Here is a 25,456-nt window from a genome sequence, read left to right on the forward strand (position 1 = left end):
ACTCCCGGATCGAAGGTTGCGCCCCCAGTCTAGGCGCGCGGCCCGGACTCGCATGCGAGCCGCGGCGGCCGCGGCATCCGGGTGTTGACGAAGCCTCCGTGCCGCGCTAACGTACAACCAAATGGTTGTAGAACACGAACTCAGCGACGCCGACGTGGACCGGATCTTCCGGGCCCTCGCCGACGCGACGCGGCGCGACATCCTGCGCCGCACCATCGACGGCGAGCAGTCGGTCTCCGCGCTCGCCGCCGACTACGAGATGAGCTTCGCCGCCGTGCAGAAGCACGTGGCGGTGCTCGAAGCCGCCCACCTCATCGTGAAGCGGGCCGAAGGAAGGGAGCGCCTCGTGCGCGCCGATCCGGACACCATCGCCCGAGCCCGATCGCTCCTGGCCGAGTACGAGCGTCTCTGGCGCTCGCGCATCGACCGCCTCGACTCCCTGCTCGCCGAAGAAGACTGACGACCGGATGCCGCGGCATCCACCACGCTCGAAGGAGAACGCCATGCCCGTCACATCCGTCACGACCGACCCCGAGGCCCTCACCCTCACCCTCGTCGCCGACTTCACCGCACCCCGCGAACGTCTCTGGAAGGCGTTCACCGACCCGCGCCAGCTCGAGCGCTTCTGGGGCCCTCCGGGATGGCCGGCCACGTTCACCGCGTTCGACCTCACACCCGGCGGCATCGCCCTCTACGCGATGACCGGACCGCACGGCGAAAGGGCGGGCGGGCGCTGGGAGTTCACGCGCATCGACGAACCGGCCGGTTTCGAGGTGATCGACACGTTCGCCGACGAGAACGGCGAGTCCAACCCCGACCTGCCCGCCTCGCGCGCGACCTTCTCGTTCGAGAGCACCGAGGCAGGGTCGCGGCTGCGCGCCGTCACGCACTTCCCGTCGGTCGAGGCTCTCGAGCAGCTGAAGGCGATGGGCATGATCGAGGGCACGACCCTCGCGCTCAATCAGCTCGACACCGTCCTGCAGGACCTCCGCGACTACGCGCAGGGCAAGGGCACCCGCACCGAGATCCTCAGCGATCAGCACGTGCGCATCACGCGGCTGATCGACGGCCCGCGCGAGCTCGTGTGGCGCGCGCACCACGACGCCGAGCTGATGAAGCAGTGGCTGCTGGGTCCCGACGGGTGGACCATGCCCGTCGCCGAAGTCGCGACCGAGGTCGGCGACTCGTACCGCTACGTGTGGGAGCCGGTCGGCGGCGGCGAGGGCTTCGGCTTCGAGGGCGAGCTCGTCCTCGTCGAACCCGGACGCCGCGCCGTGACCACCGAGCGGATGATCGGCATGGACGGCCCCGGCACCCTCAACGACCTGAGCCTCTACGAGGAGGACGGCGCGACGCTGCTGACGCTGCTGATCGAGTACCCGGATGCCGCGACCCGCGACATGGTCCTCGCGACCGGCATGACGGAGGGCATGGAGACGTCCTACGCGCGGCTGGAGTCGCTGGTCCTGGCGTGACCTTCGGCGCCGCGCGCATCAATGCAGCTTGGGGATGGGCCTGCGCTTGGCGGAGGGAATCAGAGCTGTCGGTGTCCGGATGGATCCGATATCTTGATCGCGCGGAGGGGGACGCCCGGGGGCGGATGTCTGCAGCTGCACGGCGAGGTGCTCGACCTCGCCGATGTCCGAGACCTGGGGGAATCCGATGATGTTCACACGTGCGCGCCGAGGGCTGATGCGTCTGGCGATGGCCTGTGCTGTGCTCGTGTGCGCGGTGGGAATAGCGGTGCCGACGGCGGCCCAGGCGTACTCGAACGTCGACGCGTCGATCGAGTTCCGTTGCGCACAGGGCGGGCTGGCTCCCTCCGCAGACGTCGCGCTGGACCTCTCTGCCGGCGAGGCGCAGCCTGCGATCTCCGGACGGCTCGACGCCTACGTCAACGACATCCACGTGGACCGGAAGGGCTTCTACGAGGACGGCGCGTGGCATGACTCCACCTTCGGAGCCTTCCCGCCGGACCTGTACTCCTACGTGGTCTCCATCAACGGCACCCCCGTCGCCGAGAAGCAGTTCCGGTTCCCCGAGGACTGCTCCGACTCGGGCGATGAGGAGCTGACAGCGACGGCGACCTGCGTCGGGCAGAGCGCGCGACTCACGGCGACTCTGGCATACAGTGCGCTCCCGGCAGGGACGACTCTGACCCTGGACCCGAGCGCGTCGAACATGTCGACGTACGACGAGGTCTCGATCGGTGACGCTGTGACGATGACCGGGCCGAAACCGAGCGGAGTGAGAACCTTCACGGGCACGGCCGGGCCGGGCGTGTACACCGTCAGTGTCGCTTACGGCGTTTCCCGCAGCAGCGGGGGCTACGGCGGTGCTTATGACCGGGTGATCCACATCCCGAACTGTGCCGCTGTCATTCGCCTGGCGGGCGTGGACCGGTATGCGACATCGGCTGCGATCACCGCGAATGCGGTTGGTGCGGGCGTTCCGGTGGTGTACATCGCGAAGGGGTCGAACTTCCCTGACGCGCTGTCGGGTGCCCCGGTGGCGGGTGTGCAGGGCGGTGCGGTGCTGCTGACCGATACGAACAGCATCCCGGCGCCGATCAAGGCGGAGTTGGTGCGATTGAAGCCGGCGAAGATCGTCGTGCTCGGAAGCACCGCATCGGTGAGTGCGGCGGTGTTCGACGAGTTGCCGAGATATACGGCGAGTGGTTCCGCGAAAGCGGTATCGCGTCTGGAAGGTGCGGATCGATATGCGACGTCGGCGGCCATCAGTGCGCGCACGTTCTCTCCTGGGGTGCCGGTCGCCTATCTGGCCAAGGGGACAAATTTCCCTGACGCGCTGTCTGCCGCCCCGGTGGCGGCGATGCAGGGCGCCCCTGTGCTTCTGACCGGGACGGATGCGGTGCCGGCGGTGATTGCGGACGAGCTGGCGCGGTTGAAGCCGAAGAAGATCGTCGTGCTGGGTAGCGCCGAGTCGATCAGTGAGGCAGTGTTCCGGTCGGTGGCGCAGTACTCCGCCAGTGGCTCGGTGTCGGCGGTGGAGCGCATCTCGGGCGTCGATCGCTACGCGACGTCGGCGGCTATCAGCCAGCGGGCATTCTCCCCCGGGGTGCCGGTCGTGTATCTGGCTCGGGGCACGAATTTCCCCGACGCCTTGTCGGGTGCGCCGATCGCGGGTATCCAGCGTGGACCGGTGCTGCTGACGGGGACGGATGCGGTGCCGGCGGTGATCGCTGCGGAACTGACGCGACTCAAGCCGCGCAAGATCGTGGTGCTCGGCAGTGACGCATCCGTCAGCGACGCGGTCTTCGATTCCCTCGACGGGTACCTCTCAGCCCCCTGAGTGGGCCTCGTGCGGGTGGCGCCGCCTCCGCGCGTATCTGACCCCTCGGCCCTATGTCCGCCACCGCGCCGCTGGCCGGCGCCGGTCAGCGCAGGCGGCGGCGGTGGATCGTCATCGCCGCGACGAACGCGACGATGAGGATGCCGAGGCACCACGCGAGCGCGACCCACAGGTCGTCGCCGACCGGGCGGCCGGCGAGCAGTGCCCGGATGCTGTCGACGATCGAGGTCACCGGCTGGTTCTCGGCGAACCAGCGCACCGGCCCCGGCATGGTGGCGGTCGGCACGAATGCGGAGCTCAGGAACGGCAGGAAGATGAGCGGGTACGAGAAGGCGCTCGCCCCGTCGACCGACGTCGCGGTGAGACCGGGGATGACGGCCAGCCAGGTGAGGGCGAGCGTGAAGAGGGCCAGGATGCCGACCACGGCCAGCCACCCGAGCACCCCCGCGGACGAGCGGAACCCGATCAGCAGCGCCACCCCCACCACGACGGCGAGCGAGACGAGGTTCGCCGCGAGCGACGTGAGCACATGCGCCCACAGGGTCGCCGATCGTGCGATCGGCATCGACTGGAACCGCTCGAGGATCCCGCCCTGAAGATCGAGGAACAGGCGGTACGCCGTGTACGAGATGCCCGAGGCGATCGTGATGAGAAGGATGCCCGGCAGCAGGTAGTCGACGTAGGAGCTTCCCGTGTCGGCGGCGATGGCTCCCCCGAAGACGAACACGAACAGCAGGAGCAGAGCGATGGGCATGATCGCGGTGGTGATGATCGTGTCGGGGCTGCGGAGGATGTGACGGAGCGACCGCCCGGTCAGCACGGCGGTGTCGCCGAAGAAACGCGTGCGCATGATGCTCCTCAGGATTCGTGGTGGGTGTCGTGGCCGATGAGCGCGAGGAAGATCTCCTCCAGGCTCGGCTGCTTCTCGACGTACTCGACGGTCGCCGCGGGCATGAGCGCCTTGAGCTCGGCCAGCGTTCCGTCGGCGATGATGCGGCCCTCGTGCAGCACCGCGATGCGGTCGGCGAGCTGCTCGGCCTCCTCGAGGTACTGGGTGGTGAGCAGGACGGTCGTACCGGATGCCGCCAGCTCCCGTACCGCCTTCCACACCTCGATGCGCGCCTCCGGGTCCAGTCCGGTCGTGGGCTCGTCGAGGAACACGACGGCGGGGTCGCCGATGAGGCTCATGGCGATGTCGAGCCGGCGCCGCATGCCGCCCGAGTACGTCGCGACACGACGGCCTGCGGCATCCGTCAGCCCGAAGCGGGAGAGGAGGCGCTCGGCGATGCCGCGGGGGTCGGCCTGGTGGCGGAGTCTCGCCACGAGCACGAGGTTCTCGCTACCCGTGAGCACCTCGTCGACGGCCGCGAACTGCCCGGTGAGGCTGATCGCCGCACGAACCTCGGCGGGTCGGGCCGCGACGTCGAGGTCGGCGACCATCGCCTCGCCGGCGTCGGCGCGAAGCAGGGTCGAGAGGATGCGGATGACGGTGGTCTTGCCGGCGCCGTTCGAGCCGAGCAGGGCGAAGACACTGCCGCGGGCGACGTCGAGGTCGACGCCTCGCAGCACGGGCACGTCCGTGTAGGCCTTCTCGAGGCCGCGGACGCGGATGGCGGTGGACATGGATCCTCCTCAGCCGATCTGCTCGGCCTCGGCCCCCGCGATGGCGTCGCGCAGGCGGGTCTGCTCGGAGCGGATCCAGCTGCCGCCGCCGTAGTTCTCCATGAACGTGTCGGCGAAGGCGACGGGGTCGTCTCCGACGACGTCGCGGATCGGGATGGCATCGGCCGCGCTCTGCTCGAGCAGGTCGCCGAGGTCGTCGAGCATGCGGATCAGGCTGGCGCCGTCGTTGCTCGGGCCGAGGTGCAGGAGATAGCGTTCGAGTCCCGCCGCGGCGGAGCGGTAGGGCGCGGGCAGCCTCTTCATGCGCGCCCTGTAGGCGAGATAGCGCTTCTTGTCGCCCAGGTCGCCGATGATCTTCTCGTACCAAGCCATGTCAGTTCCCTTCGATCCGCAGGTGCTCGAGCCGGTCGGCGAGTGAGCCCCAGGTGTTCCAGAAGTCGGCGAGCTGATCCCGCCCCGTGTCGTTGAGCGCGTAGACCTTGCGGGGCGGCCCCTTCTCCGAGGGGACTTTCTCCACGTCGACCATTCCGCGCTGCTCGATGCGCAGGAGGAGCGCATAGATCGTGCCCTCCGCGATGTCGGCGAACCCCCGCGCGCGCAGGTCGGCCGTGATCTCGTACCCGTAGGCCGGGCGCCGGGCCAGCACGGCCAGGACGATCCCTTCGAGGACGCCCTTGAGCATCTCCGTGTCCGGCTTGCCCATCGCGACCCTCCTCGCTACTCAGTGTTGCTGACTACCGCTAGATAGTAACGCTGAGTACCGGCACTCAGCAACACCGAATACCGGACCGTGTGGATTCCGTGAGGGCCGTGTGCACGGCCGTATGGATTCCGTGAGGACGCCGGGAGGCGGCATCCGACGGGTATTGCATCGAATCCGTGCCCCGCACCGGGCACCCGCGTGCCCTGCCGCGGTCGTCGTCTTCTCAGGAGTTCCCGTGCTCGATGTGGTCTTCATCGTCGCGACGCTGGCGCTGTTCGCGCTCGTCGCCCTGGTGGCGAAGGGGGTCGAACGACTGGGCCCACGGTCCGGAGTCTCGCCCCAGCGCGAAGCGATGCGGGGAGGGGACCGGGGATGATGGTCTTCGCCGTCATCGCCGCCGTCCTCGCCCTCGCCGCCGTCGTCTACCTCGTGGTGGCCCTCGTGCGGCCCGAGAGGTTCTGACGTGGACGCCGGTGTCATCTGGTCGATCGTCCTCACGAGCACGACCCTCATCCTCGCCCTGGGGCTGGCCTACCGCCCGCTCGGCGACTACATCGCCCACGTCTACACCTCCGCAAAGGACTCGCGGGCCGAGCGCGCCACCTACCGACTGATCGGCGTCGACGCGGCCGGCTCGCAGACGTGGCAGGCCTACGTCCGCTCCGTCCTGCTGTTCTCGGTCGTCGGCGTCGTGTTCGTCTACGCGATCATGCGGCTGCAGCAGTTCCTCCCCTACTCGCTGGGACTCGGGGCGCCGAGCGAGGCGCTGTCGTTCAACACCGCGATCTCGTTCGTCACCAACACGAACTGGCAGTCGTACTCCGGCGAGGCGACCCTCGGCTACACCGTGCAGTTCGCCGCGCTCGCGGTGCAGAACTTCGTCTCCGCCGCCGTCGGCATCGCGGTGGCCGTCGCGCTCGTCCGCGGCTTCGCCTATCGGCGCAGCGGCGTCATCGGCAACTTCTGGGTCGACCTCGTGCGCGGCACCTACCGGCTGCTGCTGCCGATGGCGGTCGTCGCCGCCGTGGTGCTGCTGGCCGGCGGCGTGATCCAGAACCTGTCGGGCACGACGGATGCCGCGACCCTCACCGGTGCCGCGCAGTCACTCCCCGGCGGCCCCGTCGCCTCGCAGGAGGCGATCAAGCTCCTCGGCACCAACGGCGGCGGATTCTTCAACGTCAACTCCGCGCACCCGTTCGAGAACCCGACGCCGTGGACGAACCTGTTCCAGATCTTCCTGATGCTGGTGATCCCGTTCTCGCTGCCGCGCGCCTTCGGCCGCATCGTCAGAGACGATCGCCAGGGCTACGCGATCCTCGGCGTCATGGCCGCGATCTTCGTGGCCTCGACGGCGATCCTCACCGCGCTCGAGGCCGGCGGTGCGGGCACGGCGCCGCAGCTGGCGGGCGGGGCGATGGAGGGCAAGGAGGTGCGGTTCGGCATCTTCGGCTCGACGCTGTTCGGCAGCACGAGCACGCTGACCTCCACCGGAGCGGTCGACTCGATGCACGACAGCTATACCGCGGTGGGCGGCATGATGCCGATGCTCAACATGATGCTCGGCGAGATCGCCCCCGGCGGTGTGGGCTCCGGACTGTACGGGATGCTGGTCCTCGCCGTGCTGGCGGTGTTCATCGGCGGACTGCTGATCGGCCGCACGCCGGAGTACCTGGGAAAAAAGATCGGGCCGCGCGAGATCAAGCTCGCGAGCCTCTACATCCTGGTCACGCCGACGCTCGTGCTGGCCGGCACCGCCCTGAGCTTCGCCATCCCCGCCGTCCGCGCGGACGTCGAGGCGACGTCGATCTGGAACCCCGGCGTCCACGGCCTGAGCGAGGTGCTCTACGCCTTCACGTCGGCCTCGAACAACAACGGCTCCGCGTTCGCGGGCCTCACCGCCAACACCCCGTGGTTCAACACCGCACTGGGCGTGGCGATGCTGCTCGGCCGCTTCCTGCCGATCGTGCTCGTGCTGGCGCTCGCCGGCTCGCTGGCGGCCCAGGACAAGGTGCCGGCCACCGCCGGGACGCTCCCCACCCACCGGCCGCAGTTCGCCGGTCTCCTCGCGGGCGTGGCGATCATCGTCACCGCCCTCACCTACTTCCCGGTCCTGACCCTGGGACCTCTCGCCGAAGGACTCTCCTGACATGTCCACCACCCTCACCCGCCCCGCGGCACCCGAACCCGTCGCCGACCCCGCGCCCCGGCGCGCGTTCAGCGCAGCGCAGATCGTGCAGGCCGTCCCCGGGGCGCTGCGCAAGCTCAACCCGGCGTCGCAGTGGCGCAACCCCGTCATGTTCCTCGTCTGGGTCGGCGCTGCGCTGACCACGCTGATCGCGATCGCCGAGCCGTTCCTGGGCGGCCCCGAGTCGTCCGGCGGCGCTCCGGTGCCGGCCGGCTTCACGTGGGGCATCGCCGTCTGGCTCTGGCTCACGGTGTTCTTCGCGAACATCGCCGAGGCGGTGGCGGAGGGCCGCGGCAAGGCGCAGGCCGCCACGCTGCGCAAGACGCGCACGAGCACCACCGCACGCCGCGTGATCGCCTACGACGCGACGGCGGATGCCGCGGCATCCGCTGCGACGGTCGAGGACGTGCCCTCGGGCGACCTCCGCCTCGGAGACGTGGTGCTCGTCACCGCGGGCGAGCTGATCCCCGGCGACGGCGACATCGTCAACGGCATCGCGACGGTCGACGAATCGGCCATCACCGGCGAGTCCGCGCCCGTCGTCCGCGAATCCGGCGGGGACCGCAGCGCCGTCACCGGCGGCACCCGCGTGCTGTCGGACCGGATCGTCGTGCAGATCACGTCGAGGCCCGGGGAGACCTTCGTCGACCGCATGATCGCGCTGGTCGAGGGCGCCTCGCGTCAGCGGACCCCGAACGAGATCGCGCTGAACATCCTGCTGGCGAGCCTGTCCATCGTCTTCGTCATCGTCGTGCTGGTGATGAACCCCATCGCCTCCTACGCCGCCTCGCCCGTCAGCATCCCCGTGCTGGTCGCCCTGCTGGTCTGCCTCATCCCCACGACCATCGGCGCCCTCCTGTCGGCGATCGGCATCGCCGGCATGGACCGGCTCGTGCAGCGCAACGTGCTCGCCATGTCGGGCCGCGCCGTCGAGGCCGCCGGTGACGTGACCACGCTCCTCCTGGACAAGACCGGCACCATCACCTACGGCAACCGCCGCGCGAGCGAATTCGTCGCGATGGCCGGAGTGGACGACCGCGAGATGGCGGAGGCGGCGGCGCTGTCGTCGCTGGCCGACCCCACCCCGGAGGGCACGTCGGTGGTCGAGCTCGCGGCCTCGCAGCGGATCGTCGCGACGATGCCGCAGGGCGCGGTCGCGGTCCCCTTCACCGCGCAGACGCGCATGTCGGGTCTCGACCTCGCCGACGGCACGCAGGTGCGCAAGGGTGCGGGGTCGGCGGTGCTCGCCTGGCTCGACGCCGAGGGCTCCCCGGTCGCCGGCGCGCTGCGCGCACAGGTGACGGCCGAGACCGACCGCATCGCGGGCTCGGGCGGCACGCCGCTCGTCGTGGCCACCCTCTCCGCGGCGGGCGCGGGACGCGTGCTCGGCGTCGTCCACCTCAAGGACGTCGTCAAGGACGGCCTCCGCGAGCGCTTCGAGGAGCTGCGCTCGATGGGCATCCGAACCGTCATGATCACGGGCGACAACCCGCTGACCGCCAAGGCCATCGCCGCCGAGGCGGGGGTCGACGACTACCTGGCCGAGGCCACCCCCGAAGACAAGCTGGCGCTCATCCGGCGCGAGCAGGAGGGCGGCAACCTCGTTGCGATGACGGGCGACGGCACGAACGACGCGCCGGCGCTCGCGCAGGCCGACGTGGGCGTCGCCATGAACACGGGTACGTCGGCGGCGAAGGAGGCCGGCAACATGGTCGACCTCGACTCCGACCCGACCAAGCTCATCGACATCGTCCGCATCGGCAAGCAGCTCCTCATCACGCGCGGCGCTCTGACGACGTTCTCGCTGGCCAACGACGTCGCGAAATACTTCGCGATCATCCCCGCCATGTTCATGGGCGTCTTCCCGGGGCTCGCCGCCCTGAACGTGATGCAGCTGTCGTCGCCCGCCTCGGCGGTGACCAGCGCGATCATCTTCAACGCGATCGTCATCGTGTTCCTCATCCCGCTGGCGCTCCGCGGTGTGAAGTACCGCGCCGCCGGCGCCTCCCAGATCCTCAGCCGCAACCTGCTCGTCTACGGGCTCGGCGGCGTGATCGTCCCCTTCATCGGCATCAAGCTCATCGACCTCGTCGTGAGCCTCATCCCCGGCTTCTGAAAGGCCTCGACATGCGCACCACCCTGCGTACCTCCGGCGTCGCCGTCCGCGCGATGCTCCTCTTCACCCTCATCCTCGGCATCGGCTACATGCTGGTCATCACCCTCATCGGCCAGGTCGCACTGCCCGCGCAGGCCAACGGCTCCCTCGTCCGCGACGCCGACGGCACCGTGATCGGCTCCCAGCTGATCGGGCAGTCGTGGACGGATGCCGACGGCGCAGCCCTCCCCGCCTGGTTCCAGTCGCGGCCCTCGGCCGCCGGCGACGGCTACGACGCCGCGGCCTCCAGCGGGTCGAACCTCGGTCCAGAGAACGCCGACCTCATCGCGGCGATCGAGGAGCGGAAGGCGGCGGTGACCGATCTCGACGGCGCCGGATCCATCCCCGCCGACGCCGTCACCGCCTCGGGCTCGGGGCTCGACCCCGACATCTCGGTCGCCTACGCGCGGTTGCAGGTCGATCGGGTCGCCGCGGCCCGCGGCATCCCGGCGTCCGATGTCGACGCGCTCGTCGACGCGCAGGTGCTGCCCCGCGACCTCGGCTTCCTCGGCGAGCCGCGCGTCAACGTGCTCGCCCTGAACCTCGCCCTGGACGCGCGCGCGCCCCTCGCGCGCTGAGAGAATCGCCCAATGCGTCCCCACCCGTGCGTCCGCGTCCCGCGGCAGCCGCGCAGCGCGGAGGTCTTCGGCTCCGGAGTCGTCTCGCGCTCGGGAGTCGTCACGCGCTCGGGAGTCGTCTCGCGCTCCGGAGTCGTCTCGCGCTCGGGAGTCGTCTCGCGCTCGGGAGTCGTCTCGCGCTCCGGAGTCGTCTCGCGCTCGGGAGTCGTCTCGCGATCGGGAGTCTTCTCGTGAAGCGCGGGATGCTGCGGGTGCTGCTGGGCGCCGCCCCCGGCGTCGGCAAGACGTACGAGATGCTCGAGGAAGGGCGGCGCCTCCTCGGCGAGGGCCGCGACGTCGTGATCGCGGTCGTCGAGACGCACGGCCGGGTGGCGACCGCGGCGCAGGCGGAGGGGCTTCCCGCGCTGCCGCGGCGGAGGGTCTCGCACCGCGGCGTCGACCTCGAGGAGATGGACCTCGAGGGTCTGCTCGAGCGGCGGCCGCAGCTCGCGCTCGTCGACGAGCTGGCGCACACGAACGCGCCGGGCTCTCGGCACCTCAAGCGGTGGCAGGACGTCGAGGAGATCCTCGACGCGGGCATCGACGTCATCACCACCGTCAACGTGCAGCACATCGAGTCGCTTGGCGGCGTCGTCGAGAAGATCACCGGCATCGCCCAGCGCGAGACCGTGCCCGACGCCGTCGTGCGCGGCGCCGACCAGATCGAGATCGTCGACCTCGCGCCGCAGTCGCTCCGCGACCGGCTCGCGGCCGGTTCGGTCTACCCGGCGGAGCGGATCGACGCGGCGCTGTCGAACTACTTCCGCCTCGGCAACCTCACCGCGCTGCGCGAGCTCGCCCTGCTGTGGCTGGCCGACGAGGTCGACAGCGCTCTGGAGTCCTACCGCACCGAGCACGGCATCGACGGCGCCTGGCAGGCGCGCGAGCGCGTGGTCGTCGCGCTGACGGGAGGCCCGGAGGGGGAGACCCTGCTCCGCCGCGGTGCCCGCATCGCCGCCCGCTCGTCGGGCGGCGAGCTGCTCGCGGTGCACGTGACCAGCCAGGACGGGCTGCGGGCCGAGGCCCCGGGCGCGCTGGCGGCGCAGCGGGCCCTCGTGGAGTCCCTCGGCGGCACGTACCACCAGGTCGTCGGCGGTGACGTCGCACGCGCCCTCGTCGCCTTCGCGCGGTCGGTCAACGCGACGCAGGTCGTCGTGGGGGTGAGCCGGCGCGGCCGCTTCTCCGCGGCGCTGACCGGACCCGGCATCGGCGCCACCGTGATCCGCGAGTCGGGCGACATCGACGTGCACATGGTGACCCACGCGGCCGCCGGCGGTCGCGCATCGCTCCCGCGCCTGAGCGGAGCCGCCCTCAGCGTGCGCCGCCGCATCCTGGGCTTCGTGGTCGCGCTGGCCGGCGGACCCCTGCTCTCATGGCTGCTGCTGGCCATCGGCGCCGAGGACTCGATCACCACCGATGTCCTGGCCTATCAGCTGCTCGTGGTCATCGTCGCGCTGGTGGGCGGGCTGTGGCCCGCCGTGTTCGCCGCGGTGCTGTCGGGCATCACCCTCGACTTCCTCTTCATCGCGCCGATCTACACCGTCACCATCGCCGACCCCGAGCACGCCCTCGCGCTGGTGCTTTACGTCGTGATCGCCCTGCTGGTGAGCCTGGTCGTCGACCAGGCGGCGCGCCGGGCCCGAGCCGCCCGCCGCGCGCTCGCCGAATCCGAGCTGCTGGCCACGATCGCCGGCAGCATCCTCCGCGGCGAGAGCGCGGTGCCCGCCCTCGTCAGCCGCACCCGCGAGGCCTTCGGGCTCGCCGGGGTGCGCTTGCTGGACGCCGAGGGCGCCGTCATCGCGACCGACGGCGAGCCCGTGCGCGGCGACGTCGACGGGGCGACGGCGGTGCGCCTCCCCGTGACCTCCGGATCCGGGCCCACCGCGATCCTCGAGCTGCACGGACGCGTGCTGGATGCTTCGGAACGGCGTCTGCTCGACGTCATCGTCGCGCAGCTCGCGTCCGCGCTCGAGCGCTCCACCCTCACCCGCACCGCGCGGGAGGCGAGTGCGCTCGCCGAGACCGACCAGGTGCGCTCGGCGCTCCTCTCCGCGGTGAGTCACGACCTGCGCCGGCCCCTCGCGGCGGCGGTCGCGGCGCTCGGCGGTCTGCGCGCCGCCGACGGGCACCTCTCCGACGAGGATCGCCGCGAGCTGCTGGCGACCGCGGACGAGAGCCTCGCCACCCTGACCACCCTCGTCACCGACCTGCTCGACGTGAGCCGCATCGAGGCGGGTGTGCTGGGCGTCTCGGTGCAGCCGACCGATCCCGCCGCGGTCATCCTCGGAGCGGTGGATGAGCTGCACCTCGGACCCGACGACGTCGAACTGGCGCTGGACCCCGACCTGCCGGCTCTCACCGCCGATCCGGTTCTGCTGCAGCGCGTGGTCGTCAACGTCCTCGCGAACGCCCACCGCTTCGCGCCCGATGGCACCCGGGTCCGCGTGACGACCAGCCGCCTCGGCTCGCGCGCCGAGATCCGTGTGGTCGACCATGGACCGGGGGTGGAGCCCGATCGCCGCGGCGAGATGTTCTCGCCGTTCCAGCGACACGGCGACACCGACAACACCACCGGCCTCGGCCTCGGGCTCGCCCTGTCGAAGGGCTTCGCCGAGGGGATGGGCGGCACGCTCACACCCGAGGGGACGCCGGGCGGTGGCCTCACGATGGTCATCGGCCTGCCGGCGGCGACCGCGCCGGAGGGCGCCGTGACGAGCGGAGGCCTGCGATGAAGATCCTCATCGCGGACGACGACCCGCAGCTCGTGCGGGCGCTCCGCATCACCCTGTCGGCCCACGGCTACGAGGTCGTGGCGGCCGCAGACGGCGAGGCGGCGGTGACGCTCGCCGCCCAGCACCATCCCGACGTGGTGCTGCTGGACCTCGGCATGCCGAAGCTCGACGGCGTGCGCGTGATCGAGGCGCTGCGCGGCTGGAGCGAGGCCCCGATCCTCGTCGTGTCAGGACGCACCGGCTCCGCCGACAAGGTCGAGGCGCTCGACGCCGGGGCCGACGACTACGTCACCAAGCCGTTCCAGATCGACGAGCTGCTCGCGCGGCTGCGCGCCCTCGGGCGACGGAGCGCCGCGGCATCCACCCCCTCCGAGCCCGTCGTCCGCTTCGGCGACGTCGTGGTGGACCTCGCCGCGAAGGCGGTGATGCGGGCCGATGTGCGCGTGCACCTGACGCCGACCGAGTGGCGGATGCTGGAGTTCCTCGCCCGCAACCCGGGCGTGCTCGTCACGCGCCAGACGCTGCTGAAGGAGATCTGGGGCAGCGAGCAGGTCGCTGATTCCGGCTACCTGCGGCTGTACATGTCGCAGCTGCGGAAGAAGCTCGAGCCGGATCCGGCCCGTCCCGTGCACCTCCTCACCGAGCAGGGGATGGGCTACCGCCTCGTTCCGTGAGCCGCCCGCGGCGACGTCGGGTGCGGCCTCCCCATCGCCGTGGCCGTCGCGTGGGGGAGGATGGGGCGATGAGCACCACACCGCAGCGGATCGTCGTGATGGGCGTCTCGGCGGCGGGCAAGAGCACCGTCGGGCTGGCGCTCGCCGCGGACCTCGGCTGCGCGTTCACCGACGCGGACGACCTCCACCCGGCGGCCAACCTCGCGAAGATGGCCGGGGGCACGCCGCTCACCGACGAAGACCGCTGGCCGTGGCTGGCGGCGGTCGGTCGAGCGCTGGCCGACGCGGACCGCATCGTCGTGGCGTGCTCGGCGCTGCGCCGGGTCTACCGCGATCGGATCCGGGATGCTGCGCCCGATGCGTTCTTCGTCCTCCTCGACGCCGATGCGGCCGTGCTGCACGCGCGCATCGCCGCTCGGACCGGTCACTTCATGCCGCCGGAGCTGCTCGATTCGCAGCTCGCCCTGCTCGAGCCGCTGCAGTCCGACGAGGCCGGCGCGCGCATCGACGTCGACGGCACCCCGCTCGAGGTGGAGGCCGCCGCGATCGCCGCGGTGCAGCATCCGCCCGCAGGCTGACCTTCTCGACCGACGGAACGAGCTGACCGCCTCGAAGCGCGGACTGACCTCCCCGGACCGACGGGCAGGCCGACCCTGCGGGCTGACCGCGGCGGCTCTACGGGCGGTTCGCCGCGTCGCCTCCGCCGTGCGCGGACGATCCGCTGTCGCTGAGAGCGTTGGCGGTGTCCGGCGGCCCGGCCGGACGCGAGGCGCGGAGGTGCGTCTGCTGCGGCACCTGGCTCGGACGTCCCCCGCGCTCCTGGCCGGGGAGCGGTCGTGAGCGGCGGCCGTAGATCAGCTCCGACGAGTCCAGCAGCCAGGGCACGAGCGTGATCGAGACGCCGTGCACCAGCATGAGCTGGTTGGCGATGCGGCGCGAGCGGCGGTTGTGCAGGATCGACTCCCACCAGTGCCCGACGATGTACTGCGGCAGGTAGACGGTGACCACCGCGCTGCCGTTCTTCTCGCGGTACTTGTCGATGAAGGTGGCGACGGGGCTCGCGAACATCCGGTACGGCGAGTCGATGACCAGCAGCTGCACGGGGATCCGGTGCTCCTGCCATTGCCGCTGCAGCTCGTCGGTCTCCTCCTTCGAGGTGGAGACGTGCACCGCGAAGGTCTTCTCGTGCTTGGCCGCGAGGGCGTAGTCGATGGCCTTGATGACCGGCTTCTGCAGCCGGTTGACGAGGATCATGGCGACGTCGCCCGACGAGCCGAAGTGGGTCGAGTCGTCGACGGCGATCTCGTGCTCGACGTCGCGGTAGTACCGGTTCACGCCGATCATCAGCGTCGCGAGGATCGGGATGGCGATGAAGACGAGGTAGGCGCCGTGGGTGAACTTCGTGATCGTGACGATCAGCAGCACGAAGACGGTGAGGGCGGCGCCGGCGGAGTTGATGATGAGTCCCGACCGGGCGCTGCGGCGCGTGTAGGCGGCGCTCTCCTGAGCGGCAGCCTCCGGGCTCAGCGCCTTCAGTTCGCGCATGACGCGGCGCCAGTGCCGCACCATGCCGATCTGGCCGAGCGAGAACGACACGAACACGCCGATGATGTAGAGCTGGATCAGCGTCGTGAGGTTCGCCTGGTAGACGACGAGCACCAGTACGGCGGCCAGCCCGAGGATGATCATGCCGTTGGAGTAGACCAGACGGTCGCCGCGGGTGTTGAGCGCCTTCGGGGCGTAGCCGTCGCGGGCGAGCACCGCTCCGAGCAGCGGGAAGCCATTGAAGGCCGTGTTGGCGGCGAGGAGGAGCACCAGGGCCGTCGCCGCCTGGATGACGTAGAACGGGATCGACCCCATCCCGAAAGTCGCGGACGCGACCTGCGCCATGAGGCTCGGCTGCGGCTGGGTGCAGTCGAAGCCGATGAGATGGCAGGGGTTCTCGGCGTAGTGCACGCCGGCCACGAGGGCGAGCAGCGTCAGTCCGGCGAACAGGATGATGGCGATCGTGCCCATCAGGGTCAGCGTCATCTGCGCGTTGCGGATCTTCGGCTTCCGGAAGGCCGGGACGCCGTTGCTGACCGCCTCCACACCGGTGAGGGCGGAGCATCCGCTCGAGAAGGCCCTCAGGATCAGCAGGACGATGGCGGCCTGACTGAGACTCTCGGCCTGCACGGTGTACCCCGCGCTGGAGGCGACGGGGGCGTCGCCGAGGAGCATCCGCCCGATGCCCACGACGATCATCAGGAAGACCGAGCCGATGAAGACGTAGGTGGGGATCGCGAACACGAGCGAGGCCTCGCGGACGCCGCGGAGGTTCACCACGATGATCACGATCACGAACAGCACGGCGAGCTCGACGCGGAAGGAGTTGAGGAACGGCAGCGCCGAGATGATGTTGTCCACGCCGGAGGCCACCGACACCGCGACCGTGAGCACGTAGTCGACCAGGAGAGCGGATGCCACGACCACGCCGGGCACCTCGCCGAGGTTCTTCGACGCGACCTCGTAGTCGCCGCCGCCCGAGGGGTAGGCCTTGATGAGCTGGCGGTAGCTGATGACGACCACGATGAGGAGCACGACGACGGCCGCCGCGACCCACGGGCTGAAGGCCAGGAAGCTCAGCCCGCCGATCAGCAGGATCATCAGCAGCTCCTGCGGCGCGTAGGCCACGGAGGAGAGTGCGTCGGAGGCGAAGATGGGCAGCGCCATCTTCTTGGGGAGGAGCTGCTCGTCGAGTTTCTCGCTCGTGAGGGGCTCGCCGATGAGGATCCGCTTCGCTATCGGCGTCTCCATGGCCGCGTCGCGGCTCTCGTTGGTCACGGCGGGACATTACGCCCCCGCGCGCGCGAATGGCAATCCGACGGGCGGCTCGTCACCCATTCGTCACTTCCATAGCGGGCGGGGGTAAGGTTCGCCCGATCCCGCGGGCGCCGCGGGACGTCTGCGCGGCATCCCTAGACTCGGTCCATGAGGGATCAGGTCGCGCTCGGGGCACTCGCCATCGTCGCCGGCGTCCTGGTCGGCATCGTGCTGTTCGTGCCGTTCGTCGCCGTGTCGTACCGGCGCCGCGGGGGGCTGACGTTCGGACGATTCGCGCTCTGGTTCTCGCTCCTGGTGTACTTCCTCGCCATCTGGACCTACACGCTCCTGCCGCTCCCCTCGCCGGAGTCGATCCGCTGCGCCGGGGTGAACCTCGATCCGCTCGACTTCGTCGGCGACATCCGGGGCGCGATCTCGCGCGGCAGCCCGCTGACCGACCCGGCGCTCCTGCAGCTCGTGCTCAACGTCATGCTCTTCCTGCCGCTGGGCTTCTTCGTGCGTGTGCTGTTCCGCCGCGGCATCCTGGTCGCCCTCCTCTGCGGCTTCGGGCTCTCGCTGTTCATCGAGTGCACGCAGCTGACGGGCGTCTGGGGGCTCTACCCCTGCGCCTACCGGGTCTTCGACGTCGTCGACCTGATGACGAACACCCTGGGCGCGGTGCTGGGTGTCACGCTCGCCCTCCTGCTCCCGCGCGCGATGCGCGTGCGCGACGGCGAGCGGATCGATGCCGATCGCCCGCGGCCGGTGACGTCGCTGCGCCGGTTGATCGGGATGCTGTGCGACCTGCTCGTCGTGGGGCTCGGCAGCATCGCCATCCTGCTCCCGTGGCAGATCGTCGATGTGCTGCTGCGGGGGAGTGAGGCCGCAGCCGACGACGACCCGACGGCGGAGCTCGTGGCGAACCTCGTGCTGATCGCGGTCACCCTGACGTGGACCCTCGTCACCGGACGCACCCCCGGCAACGCCGCCGTGCAGCTGCGGTACACCGGATCGCGGCTCCCGGCGGGGCTCGCGCGCATCGTGCGGTACCTCGGCGGCATCGGCGGATTCCAGCTGCTGAACCTGCTGCCGGGCGAGTACGGCAGCTGGCTCGTTCCGCTCTTCGCGCTGGTGTCGTTCATCCTCGTCTTCCCGACCCGCACCCACCGCGGGCTTCCCGGTCTCGTGTCGGGTCAGCGGCTCGTGGACTCCCGCGCCGCGGAGGAGCGGGATCCCGTGCCGGTGGACGCGTGATCTCCCAGCGTTCGCACCGGAAAAGCCCCCTGTGCAGGGTTCCGCTCAGGAGTACCGTGTGAGCATGGCGGCGCGCGTGACGCCCATCTCCCCGGAGCTCTTCGACGGATTCGCGAACAGCTCGGCCGTCCACGTGTTCACGGAGCTGCTCGGGCTGATCTTCGACGGCACGCTGCCGCCCGGCTCGGCGGTGAGCGAGAACGACGTCGCCCGCCGCGCGGGCGTCTCACGCACGCCGGCGCGCGAGGCGGTGCAGCGCCTGCGCGAACTCGGGATCGTGGAGACCTCGGTGGGCCGGTCGTCTCGGGTGGCGACCATCACCGAGACGCGGCTGCGGCAGACGCTCGTCGTGTGGGACGCGCTTTTCGCGGCTGTCCTCGAGGAGGTCGTGCCGATCATCGACGACGAGGACCTCGCCGCGATGGAGGAGGCGACACGGGTGTTCCGGATCGCCGCCGACCAGGGCAACGTCTCCGAAGCGGCCCAGGCGAACTTCGACCTCTACGCCGTCGTGGTCGGGCGCTCGGGCAACCCGCCGCTCATCCGCACGATCGCGTCGATCGTCTACATCGTCCGGCTCGGCGGACAGTCGCTGCCGCGATGGATCGACGCGGACGTGCTCGAGAAGGCGCAGCACGACCTCATCGACGCCCTCCGGCGGCGCGACCTGGCGGCGTCACGGGCCGCGGTGCGCTCCGCCGCGGGATTCCAGCTGCCGCCGGAGGACTGAGCCGGCCTCCGCGGCGCAACACTTCCACGGCGTCGGCTGGAGTTCTCCTGAACGAATCCACAGGACTGGCCGCGGGTGTCGTCGTCAGGGCGCACATGGCCGCATACTTGTGTACAGGCAGACGGGAGAGCGGCGAGATCGGAAGATCACCGACCTGTGGGGGGTCGGGAGCTGCTCGGGGGACCGGCTGAAGAACTCCGTCCTCACCGGCGTCGTCTCTGGGGGATGACGCCGGTGGGAGCACGGAGAACGGGTGACCGGGGGGTCGCCCGCAGATCGGCGGTGACCGGGGGGTCGCCGTTCGGGATGATCGGGGTATGCGGCGGTGTCTGGGGAGACCGTCCGCTGTGGCCGTGCCGGTGAACGTTCGGGGGGACGTCACCGGCGGGCCGGCCTCCGCGACAGCGGGCTGGGGAGCCGCCGTCCGCAGCTGCCGATCAGGCCGAGGCGTCCGCCAGGAACTCGCGCGCGGCGACGACGAGGTTCTCGACGCCGCGGTTCAGAGTGGGCTGCAGCACGGGGGCGAAGAACGGCGAGTGGTTCGTCGGGATGTCGCGCTCGATGGTGCCGGCGGCCGCGGCATCCGCGTACTTCTGCGGGTCGACGCCGCCCCAGAACCAGTACACGAGAGGTGCACCGGATTCGCGTGCGAACCAGGAGACGTCTTCGCTGCCCGTGAACATGCCGGGGTCGACGACCGCGCCCTCGCCGAACTCGCGGCGGAAGGCCGCGGTGATGCGGACCGTCGCGTCGACGTCGTTGATCGTGGGCGGGAGGGTGTGGTCGGTCACGATCGTGGGCTGCTCGACGGCGCCGGATGCTGCGGCCTCCGCTCGCACGATCCGTTCGACCTTCTCGAGCACGCGCTCGCGGGCCGTCTCGTCGGGATAGCGCAGGCTGAGTTCGAGCTTGGCCTCGGCCGGGATGATGTTGTTCTTGAGCCCGGCGTGGATGGAGCCGACGGTGACGACGGCCACGTCGCGCGGGTCGACCTCGCGGGAGACGACGGTCTGGAGGCGCATGATCGTGGCGGCGGCCATGACGATGGGGTCGATCGTCGAGTGCGGTCGTGAGCCGTGGCCGCCGCGGCCGAAGAGGGTGACGGTGAGGCCGTCGGATGCGGCCATCTGCGTGCCCGGACGGACGCCCACCGTTCCGGAGGGGAGCGGCGTCACGTGCTGCCCGAGCACGACGTCGGGCTTCGGGAAGCGGTCGAGCACGCCGTCGGCGATCATCGCCTGCGCGCCCGCGCCGTACTCCTCGGCGGGCTGGAACATGGTCACGATCGTGCCGGCCCACTCGTCCTTCGTCGCGACGAGGCGCTCGAGGGCGCCCAGCATCGCGGTGACGTGCATGTCGTGGCCGCACGCGTGCATCACGGGGACCTCGTTGCCTGCCGGATCCGTGCCGCGCGCGGTGCTCGCGTAGTCGAGTCCCGTCTGCTCGGGCACCGGCAGCGCGTCCATATCGGCGCGCAGCCAGACGACCGGCCCGTCGCCGTTGCGGATGATCGCAGCGATGCCGGTGCGGCCCACGCCCTCTTCGAACTCGATGCCGAGCTCTCCCAGCCGCTGCGCGATCACGCCCGCCGTGCGCGTCTCCTGGAACGAGAGTTCGGGGTGCCGGTGCAGGTCGACGTAGATCGCTTCGAGGTCCAGAGCCATGCGGTCGAGCCTACTCAGGGTCGCCGTCGCGCCGGCCGACGCCGTGGGACTGTGGGTTCTCGTCCATGCCGTGCCGTGCGGTGCTGGGCGCCGGCGGACACTCTCGTCAGTCGAGGGCGATCTGGTAGTGGATCATGCCGCTGCGTCGCGCGACTCGGTCGTACAGTGCGCGGGCGGTGGCGTTGTCCTCTGCGGTGAGCCAGTAAACCTTGGCCGATCCGTGCTGCTTCGCCCACGCCCTCACGTGCTCGATGAGTGCCGCGCCCGTTCCGCCGCCGCGGGCGTCCGGCGAGACGAAGAGGTCTTCCAGGTAGCAGTAGTCCGTTCTGGTCCACGTGGCGGCGTGGGTGAGCCAGTGCACGATACCGATCGCGCGTCCGTCATCGTCACGGGCGATCGCTCCGTGCAGGTTGCCGCGCTTGTCGACGATCCGCGCGAACGTGGAGTCGGTCGTCTCCTCGTCGATCGTGCTTTCGTAGAAGTCGAGGTACCCCTTCCACAGCAGCAGCCACTCGTCGCGGTCTCGGGCTTCGATCGGGGCGATGCGGACCATCCGCCGAGCCTAGCGATCTACTCCAAGGCCCTCGGCTCCCGCTCCTGAACCCCGCGTGTGACGGCAATCCCTGGCCGCACGTCATCCCGCCGCGGCACTCTTAGACTCCACCACCTGTTCAATCACGCCGCCTCGAATCTCCGCGGCGAGCGGGAGCGGAGGCGCTCGGGCGCGGGGATGACGCCCGTGGCGGGGTCCGCGGGCTCCTGCCACCAGTAGGTGTCGTCGCCGCTCTCCGGATCACGTCGTCGCACGATGCGCGCGCCGCGGTTGTGCAGGTCGAGGTGATGGAAGCGGCACAGGGGGACGCCGTCGTCGACGTCGGTGCGTCCGTGGTGTTCGTACCAATGGTCGATGTGATGCATCTCGCACCAGGAGGGCGGGGCGGAGCATCCGCGGCCGACGCATCCGCCGTCCCGCACGCTGATCGCGACGCGCTGCTTCGGGGTGAAGGTGCGGTGCTCTCGACCGACGTCCAGCGGCCTGCCGTGAACGTCGGTCGTGATGATGCGGGCTCCGGCGTCGCAGAGGTACTTCTCCGCGATCTGACGGGGAAGCGCATCCCCGCCGTCTTCGAGATGAGCGACGCCCTCGCCATCGCTCGCCACCACCGGGGACTCGACGATGACGCGCACCCCCGGCTGACGGTCGCCGAACGCCTGATTCGGGTCGACGGCTGCGCCCGCACGCAGCACGGCCATGACCAGGTCGTACTGCAGCTGCTCGTTGGTTCGCGGATCGTGAACCGCCGAAGCCGCCGGGTCTGGGGAGCCCGAACTCGCCATGGAGCCACCGGCGTCGACGAATCGGGGACCTCGCCGCGGGCGCAGAGCCGCGTTGCCGATCGCATCGATCCAGGCCGCGCTCTCGTCGTCGAGCACGAGGTGGGCGTGCTGCTGTCCGGCGGCGTCCGCCCATCTGCGGAAGGACCGCGCGGCGAACCGCTCAGCGAAGCGCCGTGCCACCCCGAGCGGGTCGAGGCGGTCGCGCGCGATGCGCGCCGCGTGGCGCAGGTCTTCGACGGAGAGCTCGCCGGCCTCCTCGAGAAGCGTCTCGGTGGATCGTGCCCATGCCGCCGTCAGGGCAGCCGGATCCGAGTCGGGAGAGCGATCGAGGGGCGGATCGCCCATCCCGACGCGAATCGCCTCGTGCTGGGCCGTCGTGATGCGTCCCTCGGTCAGAGCCGCCCGAAGAAGGGTGCGCCAGAGAGGAGTCGCATCGCCGGACGACCCATTCACGCCGATCGCCAAGCCCTGATCCTCTGCGCCGACGGCAGAGAGCCGGCCCTCTTCCGCGTGCCCGAGCAGGTCACGCCCTGTGCGGAGCGCGCGCGTGACATCGGATCGCGACTGCCCGGTCATGCTCTGCAGCAGCGACGTCGCGGATCGATGCCCGTTCTGCCGGGCGAGCCCGGCCACGCCGCGATCGCGGTCGGACCGCTGATCGACCACCGCCGCGGCGGCCGCCAGCACGAGATCGACGCTCTTCCGCACTTCTGCGGCGTCGGCGATCAGCGAGACGGTCGTCTGGTCGTCGAGCGCGTCCAGCGGTCCGCCTTCGACAGTGTGGTTCACCCGCGCCATCGCGCTCGCCATGCGAGCAACAATTGCGACGACGTCCTCCATAGAACAAATATACGAAGGACCTCCGACATCGAGTCGGCGACGTTGGGACCAGCGCTACGCTCCGAGGATGCATGCGATCGGGAACAGGGGGCCCATGCGCGTTCGTCCGGCATCCCCGGCCGACGCGGACGGCATCGCCGCCGTGCACACGACCTCATGGCGCGAGACATACGGGTACATGGTCGATGACGAGGATGCCGGTCCGTGGTTCGATCTCGGCCGCCGCACGGACATGTGGCGCACGAACTTCGCCGTCGGCGCCTTCACCTCACACGTGGCCATCGATGAGGGTGACATCGTGGGTTTCGGGTCAGCGCGGCCGGCTCCCGACTCGGATGCGGTGCGGCCGGAGGAGCTGACCATGCTCTACGTCCTCGCGCGGGCGCACGGCACGGGAGCGGGTCAGGCTCTTCTCGAGGCGGTGCTCGCCGACCGCCCGGCGTACCTCTGGGTCGCGGCCGACAACCCGCGCGCGCAGGCGTTCTACCGACGCAACGGATTCGAGTACGACGGCACAAAGTCGTCCTTCGGCCCCATCGGCGTGACGCACCGCTTCGTCCGCTGACCCGCGGCGCAACCCAGTGCCCGGGTCGCCGCCGGAGCCCCCGCCCTCACACCGCGCGCAGGGCCTCCCGCGGCTCCGCCGGCAGCTCGATCTGGATGGAGTCCCCGGGCCGGACGACTCCGCCTGTCAGCACGATCGCCATGACGCCGGTCTTCTGAATGAGGGTGCCCGCGGCATCCCGGAATATGAGCTGCTTCATCAAGCCGGCCTCGAGACGGTCGATCTTCGTGCACGGGTTGCGCAGACCGGTGACCTCGACGACCGCGTCATCGCCGAGCCGGAGACGGGCGCCGCGCGGCAGGCCGAGCAGATCTACGCCGGACGTCGTGACGTTCTCGCCCAGATCGCCGGGGGCGATGTCGGCCGTGACCTCCTCGAAGAGCTCCTCGTGGATCAGGTGAACCTGCCGCAGGTTGGGCCGGTGCGGCCCTCGCCGCTTGTCGAAGAGATGCTGCACGGTCGCGCCGAAGTGCGCGTCGCCTTCGACTCCGAGCCCTTCGACCAGCGTGATCTCCTCGCGGGACGGCTTGCTGAACCGGTGGCGCTCGTCACGGCTGACGGCGGTGACCCGGGCGTTAGACATGCCTCCAGTGTGCCCCGGCCGGCCGTCTCGGCGGACGGAACGCTCAGAGGGCGTCGATGTACCCGTCGTAGTCGAAGTCCGGAGCCTGGGCGAGGTCCTGCACGGTGTCGTCACCGGCGTCGTCGTCGCTCTTGCGGCCACCGTGGGGGTAGAGGTGGTGGGACTTGAGGCGGTCCGCGGCATCGGAGAAGTCCGGCGCCTCGCCCTCCCACGTCGCGGGCGCGGACAGCACGTCATTGCCGACGCCGATCACGAGATCCGCCTCCCCGAGGGCACCCGAGCCTTCGACCACGATCGGTATCCGCACCGCTTCGGCGGCCCCTGTCTGCGCGACCGCAGCGGTCAGTGTGACCAGAGCCTCGGCGACATCGTCAGTGGTCATCACGGTCTCACCGGCATATGTCACGCAACGCATGCATCCACTCTCCGACACGCTCATCCGCCGCAGGGCCGCCTTGCGAAACCGGGAAGCGTCGGCTACAGAGGGCCGAAGAGCGCAGAGGACACGCGGATGCTGCAGCTCGCCCGCAACGACGGCGACCTGCTCAGCGCGGCGCCGGTCCCGTCGATCCGCGCTCCACGAGCCGGAAGGGCAGGGGCGCCGGCGCGAGCGTGCCCGTGCCGCGTCGACGTCGGGTGACGTCGGCACGGGCGTCGCCGCCAGCTGCAGGGCGCCGCGGGTCGAGGAGGCCCAGCATCGCGCTCGCCGCGCGCTCGCCCTGCTGCCGCGGACCCTGGTCGATCGTGGTCAGGCCGAAGAACTCGCCGAGCTCGTGGCCGTCCACGCCGAGGATCGACACGTCCTCCGGCACGCGCAGTCCCAGGTCTCGCGCGGCCAGCAGCGCACCGATCGCCATCTCGTCGGATGCCGCCAGAATCGCGGTCGGCGCCCCCGATCCGGCATCGCCGCGCGTCCCGCTCCGCCCCGACAGCCGCCCGGCCTCCGACAGCCGTCCCGTCCCGACCGCCCCCAGCAGCCGCGTCGCCGCGCGGTGTCCGCCGGCGACGGTGAAGTCGGCGGGCTCGAACAGATCCGCGCGGGCCGGGACACCCGCATCCTGCAGCGCCTGCTCGAAGCCGCGCCGCCGCTGCGCGGGCACGTGGAAGTCGAGGTCGAACTCCGGTCGGGCGCCGATGTGCGCGATGCGCCGGTGACCGAGCGAGAGCAGGTGCTCGGCGGCGAGACGTCCGATGGCGACGTCGTCGACCATCAGCGTCGTCATGCCGGAGTGCGGGCCGCCGAGGGCGACGAGGGGCAGGCCGAGCTCGGCGAGCCGCCGCGTCTCCTCCTCCTCCAGGGCGATCGACACGCAGATGACGCCGTCCACGCGCTGGCGGCGCACGAACGTCTCGAAGACGCGCCGCCGCTCGTCCGGGTCGTCCGTCACGCTGTACAGCGTGATGTCGTACCCGCCGCGCATGAGCTCCGCGGCGATTCCCGACAGCACGGTGCTGAAGAACCAGCGGTCGACGTACGGCAGCAGCACGCCGATGTTGCGCGCGCGTCCCGACGCGAGACTCGACGCCGACGCCGAGACGACGTAGCCGAGCACCTCGGCCGCCGCCCGCACCCGCGCGCGGGTGACGGGCGAGACGTGCCCCCGGCCGCTCAGCGCCCGGGAGACGGTCGCCGTCGACACCCCGGCGGCACGGGCGACGTCGTCTATGCTCACCATGGC

Annotated in this window: 26 protein-coding genes; 15 read left to right on the forward strand and 11 right to left on the reverse strand. The window is 70.6% G+C overall.

Annotation, left to right across the window (positions count from 1 at the left end; all coding sequences use genetic code 11):
• The first annotated feature begins 121 nt into the window (after window positions 1-121).
• The 3 genes from ABC304_RS01240 (at window position 122) to ABC304_RS01250 (ending at window position 3,312) form a co-directional block, all read left to right on the forward strand.
• Window positions 122-460, forward strand: a complete 339-nt coding sequence (locus ABC304_RS01240; protein WP_412928506.1) for an ArsR/SmtB family transcription factor — start codon at window positions 122-124, stop codon at window positions 458-460.
• 43 nt (window positions 461-503) lie between these two features.
• Window positions 504-1,475 carry an SRPBCC family protein gene (locus ABC304_RS01245; RefSeq protein WP_412928507.1) on the forward strand — a complete coding sequence of 324 codons (972 nt, stop codon included), beginning with the start codon at window positions 504-506 and terminating at the stop codon, window positions 1,473-1,475.
• A gap of 163 nt (window positions 1,476-1,638) precedes the next feature.
• Complete coding sequence (locus ABC304_RS01250; protein WP_412928508.1) at window positions 1,639-3,312, forward strand: cell wall-binding repeat-containing protein; 1,674 nt, start codon at window positions 1,639-1,641, stop codon at window positions 3,310-3,312.
• Between the two features lie 85 nt (window positions 3,313-3,397).
• Here ABC304_RS01250 and ABC304_RS01255 read toward each other — a convergent pair whose 3' ends face one another.
• The 4 genes from ABC304_RS01255 to ABC304_RS01270 are packed head-to-tail and all read right to left on the reverse strand — an operon-like array spanning window position 3,398 to window position 5,638.
• On the reverse strand, window positions 3,398-4,162 hold the full coding sequence (locus ABC304_RS01255; protein WP_412928509.1) for an ABC transporter permease: 765 nt from the start codon (window positions 4,160-4,162) through the stop codon (window positions 3,398-3,400).
• Between the two features lie 8 nt (window positions 4,163-4,170).
• Window positions 4,171-4,935 carry an ABC transporter ATP-binding protein gene (locus tag ABC304_RS01260; protein WP_412928510.1) on the reverse strand — a complete coding sequence of 255 codons (765 nt, stop codon included), beginning with the start codon at window positions 4,933-4,935 and terminating at the stop codon, window positions 4,171-4,173.
• 9 nt (window positions 4,936-4,944) lie between these two features.
• Window positions 4,945-5,307 carry a DUF1048 domain-containing protein gene (locus tag ABC304_RS01265; RefSeq protein ID WP_412928511.1) on the reverse strand — a complete coding sequence of 121 codons (363 nt, stop codon included), beginning with the start codon at window positions 5,305-5,307 and terminating at the stop codon, window positions 4,945-4,947.
• Between the two features lies 1 nt (window position 5,308).
• Window positions 5,309-5,638, reverse strand: coding sequence for a PadR family transcriptional regulator (locus ABC304_RS01270; protein WP_412928512.1), 330 nt, complete (start codon window positions 5,636-5,638; stop codon window positions 5,309-5,311).
• Window positions 5,639-5,873: 235 nt separating this feature from the next.
• On the opposite strand from ABC304_RS01270, the gene ABC304_RS01275 reads away from it, so the two are divergent.
• The 9 genes from ABC304_RS01275 to ABC304_RS01315 all read left to right on the forward strand — a co-directional run bounded on the left by ABC304_RS01275 (window position 5,874) and on the right by ABC304_RS01315 (window position 14,579).
• Window positions 5,874-6,014: a hypothetical protein gene (locus tag ABC304_RS01275; protein ID WP_412928513.1), complete on the forward strand. Its 141-nt coding sequence runs from the start codon at window positions 5,874-5,876 to the stop codon at window positions 6,012-6,014.
• Window positions 6,011-6,100, forward strand: a complete 90-nt coding sequence (kdpF, locus tag ABC304_RS01280; protein ID WP_412928514.1) for a K(+)-transporting ATPase subunit F — start codon at window positions 6,011-6,013, stop codon at window positions 6,098-6,100. The genes ABC304_RS01275 and kdpF overlap by 4 nt, the downstream gene beginning before the upstream one ends.
• Window position 6,101: 1 nt before the next feature.
• Window positions 6,102-7,784, forward strand: coding sequence for a potassium-transporting ATPase subunit KdpA (gene kdpA, locus ABC304_RS01285; protein ID WP_412928515.1), 1,683 nt, complete (start codon window positions 6,102-6,104; stop codon window positions 7,782-7,784).
• Between the two features lies 1 nt (window position 7,785).
• Window positions 7,786-9,939, forward strand: coding sequence for a potassium-transporting ATPase subunit KdpB (kdpB, locus tag ABC304_RS01290; RefSeq protein ID WP_412928516.1), 2,154 nt, complete (start codon window positions 7,786-7,788; stop codon window positions 9,937-9,939).
• 11 nt (window positions 9,940-9,950) lie between these two features.
• Entirely contained in the window at window positions 9,951-10,556 is a 606-nt protein-coding gene (kdpC, locus tag ABC304_RS01295) for a potassium-transporting ATPase subunit KdpC (RefSeq protein WP_412928517.1), read from the forward strand.
• Between the two features lie 12 nt (window positions 10,557-10,568).
• Window positions 10,569-10,790 (forward strand): hypothetical protein, encoded by a 222-nt coding sequence (locus ABC304_RS01300; RefSeq protein WP_412928518.1) that lies wholly within the window; start codon window positions 10,569-10,571, stop codon window positions 10,788-10,790.
• On the forward strand, window positions 10,787-13,327 hold the full coding sequence (locus ABC304_RS01305; RefSeq protein ID WP_412928519.1) for a DUF4118 domain-containing protein: 2,541 nt from the start codon (window positions 10,787-10,789) through the stop codon (window positions 13,325-13,327). The genes ABC304_RS01300 and ABC304_RS01305 overlap by 4 nt, the downstream gene beginning before the upstream one ends.
• Window positions 13,324-14,001: a response regulator gene (locus ABC304_RS01310; protein WP_412928520.1), complete on the forward strand. Its 678-nt coding sequence runs from the start codon at window positions 13,324-13,326 to the stop codon at window positions 13,999-14,001. Before ABC304_RS01305 ends, ABC304_RS01310 begins: the two co-directional genes overlap by 4 nt.
• A 68-nt stretch (window positions 14,002-14,069) precedes the next feature.
• Complete coding sequence (locus tag ABC304_RS01315) at window positions 14,070-14,579, forward strand: gluconokinase (RefSeq protein WP_412928521.1); 510 nt, start codon at window positions 14,070-14,072, stop codon at window positions 14,577-14,579.
• A 97-nt stretch (window positions 14,580-14,676) separates the two neighbouring features.
• Here the strand turns inward: ABC304_RS01315 and ABC304_RS01320 are convergent, their stop codons facing one another.
• Window positions 14,677-16,797 carry an APC family permease gene (locus ABC304_RS01320; RefSeq protein WP_412929033.1) on the reverse strand — a complete coding sequence of 707 codons (2,121 nt, stop codon included), beginning with the start codon at window positions 16,795-16,797 and terminating at the stop codon, window positions 14,677-14,679.
• A gap of 174 nt (window positions 16,798-16,971) precedes the next feature.
• Here ABC304_RS01320 and ABC304_RS01325 point away from each other — a divergent pair, with 174 nt between their 5' ends.
• Entirely contained in the window at window positions 16,972-18,057 is a 1,086-nt protein-coding gene (locus ABC304_RS01325; protein WP_412928522.1) for a VanZ family protein, read from the forward strand.
• A gap of 64 nt (window positions 18,058-18,121) precedes the next feature.
• Window positions 18,122-18,787: a GntR family transcriptional regulator gene (locus ABC304_RS01330; protein WP_412928523.1), complete on the forward strand. Its 666-nt coding sequence runs from the start codon at window positions 18,122-18,124 to the stop codon at window positions 18,785-18,787.
• Window positions 18,788-19,224: 437 nt separating this feature from the next.
• Here ABC304_RS01330 and ABC304_RS01335 read toward each other — a convergent pair whose 3' ends face one another.
• The 3 genes from ABC304_RS01335 to ABC304_RS01345 form a co-directional block, all read right to left on the reverse strand.
• A complete protein-coding gene (locus tag ABC304_RS01335; RefSeq protein ID WP_412928524.1) occupies window positions 19,225-20,451 on the reverse strand; it encodes an amidohydrolase in 1,227 nt (408 codons plus the stop codon).
• 106 nt (window positions 20,452-20,557) lie between these two features.
• Window positions 20,558-21,004 carry a GNAT family N-acetyltransferase gene (locus ABC304_RS01340; protein ID WP_412928525.1) on the reverse strand — a complete coding sequence of 149 codons (447 nt, stop codon included), beginning with the start codon at window positions 21,002-21,004 and terminating at the stop codon, window positions 20,558-20,560.
• 122 nt (window positions 21,005-21,126) lie between these two features.
• Complete coding sequence (locus tag ABC304_RS01345; RefSeq protein WP_412928526.1) at window positions 21,127-22,629, reverse strand: HNH endonuclease signature motif containing protein; 1,503 nt, start codon at window positions 22,627-22,629, stop codon at window positions 21,127-21,129.
• 94 nt (window positions 22,630-22,723) lie between these two features.
• Here ABC304_RS01345 and ABC304_RS01350 point away from each other — a divergent pair, with 94 nt between their 5' ends.
• Window positions 22,724-23,194, forward strand: a complete 471-nt coding sequence (locus ABC304_RS01350) for a GNAT family N-acetyltransferase (RefSeq protein ID WP_412928527.1) — start codon at window positions 22,724-22,726, stop codon at window positions 23,192-23,194.
• Between the two features lie 46 nt (window positions 23,195-23,240).
• Here the strand turns inward: ABC304_RS01350 and ABC304_RS01355 are convergent, their stop codons facing one another.
• From ABC304_RS01355 to ABC304_RS01365, 3 genes are all read right to left on the reverse strand, one after another.
• Window positions 23,241-23,777, reverse strand: a complete 537-nt coding sequence (locus tag ABC304_RS01355) for an MOSC domain-containing protein (protein WP_412928528.1) — start codon at window positions 23,775-23,777, stop codon at window positions 23,241-23,243.
• Window positions 23,778-23,820: 43 nt separating this feature from the next.
• A complete protein-coding gene (locus ABC304_RS01360) occupies window positions 23,821-24,159 on the reverse strand; it encodes a hypothetical protein (RefSeq protein ID WP_412928529.1) in 339 nt (112 codons plus the stop codon).
• 163 nt (window positions 24,160-24,322) lie between these two features.
• The gene (locus tag ABC304_RS01365) at window positions 24,323-25,453 is read right to left on the reverse strand and encodes a LacI family DNA-binding transcriptional regulator (protein WP_412928530.1); all 1,131 of its coding nucleotides are present in this window, start codon (window positions 25,451-25,453) and stop codon (window positions 24,323-24,325) included.
• Window positions 25,454-25,456 lie beyond the last annotated feature (3 nt).

The organism is Microbacterium jepli (assembly GCF_047237905.1).
GTDB lineage: Bacteria > Actinomycetota > Actinomycetes > Actinomycetales > Microbacteriaceae > Microbacterium.

Coding starts and splice junctions, on each gene's coding strand:
- ABC304_RS01365 (WP_412928530.1), bottom strand. CDS start 25,453: ATGGTGAGCATAGACGACGTCGCCCGTGCCGCCGGGGTGTCGACGGCG.
- ABC304_RS01270 (WP_412928512.1), bottom strand. CDS start 5,638: ATGGGCAAGCCGGACACGGAGATGCTCAAGGGCGTCCTCGAAGGGATC.
- ABC304_RS01245 (WP_412928507.1), top strand. CDS start 504: ATGCCCGTCACATCCGTCACGACCGACCCCGAGGCCCTCACCCTCACC.
- ABC304_RS01250 (WP_412928508.1), top strand. CDS start 1,639: ATGTCCGAGACCTGGGGGAATCCGATGATGTTCACACGTGCGCGCCGA.
- kdpF (WP_412928514.1), top strand. CDS start 6,011: ATGATGGTCTTCGCCGTCATCGCCGCCGTCCTCGCCCTCGCCGCCGTC.
- ABC304_RS01260 (WP_412928510.1), bottom strand. CDS start 4,935: ATGTCCACCGCCATCCGCGTCCGCGGCCTCGAGAAGGCCTACACGGAC.
- ABC304_RS01300 (WP_412928518.1), top strand. CDS start 10,569: ATGCGTCCCCACCCGTGCGTCCGCGTCCCGCGGCAGCCGCGCAGCGCG.
- ABC304_RS01325 (WP_412928522.1), top strand. CDS start 16,972: ATGAGGGATCAGGTCGCGCTCGGGGCACTCGCCATCGTCGCCGGCGTC.
- kdpC (WP_412928517.1), top strand. CDS start 9,951: ATGCGCACCACCCTGCGTACCTCCGGCGTCGCCGTCCGCGCGATGCTC.
- ABC304_RS01360 (WP_412928529.1), bottom strand. CDS start 24,159: ATGACCACTGACGATGTCGCCGAGGCTCTGGTCACACTGACCGCTGCG.
- ABC304_RS01265 (WP_412928511.1), bottom strand. CDS start 5,307: ATGGCTTGGTACGAGAAGATCATCGGCGACCTGGGCGACAAGAAGCGC.
- ABC304_RS01355 (WP_412928528.1), bottom strand. CDS start 23,777: ATGTCTAACGCCCGGGTCACCGCCGTCAGCCGTGACGAGCGCCACCGG.
- ABC304_RS01350 (WP_412928527.1), top strand. CDS start 22,724: ATGCGCGTTCGTCCGGCATCCCCGGCCGACGCGGACGGCATCGCCGCC.
- ABC304_RS01330 (WP_412928523.1), top strand. CDS start 18,122: ATGGCGGCGCGCGTGACGCCCATCTCCCCGGAGCTCTTCGACGGATTC.
- ABC304_RS01255 (WP_412928509.1), bottom strand. CDS start 4,162: ATGCGCACGCGTTTCTTCGGCGACACCGCCGTGCTGACCGGGCGGTCG.
- ABC304_RS01340 (WP_412928525.1), bottom strand. CDS start 21,004: ATGGTCCGCATCGCCCCGATCGAAGCCCGAGACCGCGACGAGTGGCTG.
- kdpB (WP_412928516.1), top strand. CDS start 7,786: ATGTCCACCACCCTCACCCGCCCCGCGGCACCCGAACCCGTCGCCGAC.
- ABC304_RS01310 (WP_412928520.1), top strand. CDS start 13,324: ATGAAGATCCTCATCGCGGACGACGACCCGCAGCTCGTGCGGGCGCTC.
- ABC304_RS01320 (WP_412929033.1), bottom strand. CDS start 16,797: ATGGAGACGCCGATAGCGAAGCGGATCCTCATCGGCGAGCCCCTCACG.
- ABC304_RS01335 (WP_412928524.1), bottom strand. CDS start 20,451: ATGGCTCTGGACCTCGAAGCGATCTACGTCGACCTGCACCGGCACCCC.
- ABC304_RS01345 (WP_412928526.1), bottom strand. CDS start 22,629: ATGGAGGACGTCGTCGCAATTGTTGCTCGCATGGCGAGCGCGATGGCG.
- ABC304_RS01240 (WP_412928506.1), top strand. CDS start 122: ATGGTTGTAGAACACGAACTCAGCGACGCCGACGTGGACCGGATCTTC.
- ABC304_RS01315 (WP_412928521.1), top strand. CDS start 14,070: ATGAGCACCACACCGCAGCGGATCGTCGTGATGGGCGTCTCGGCGGCG.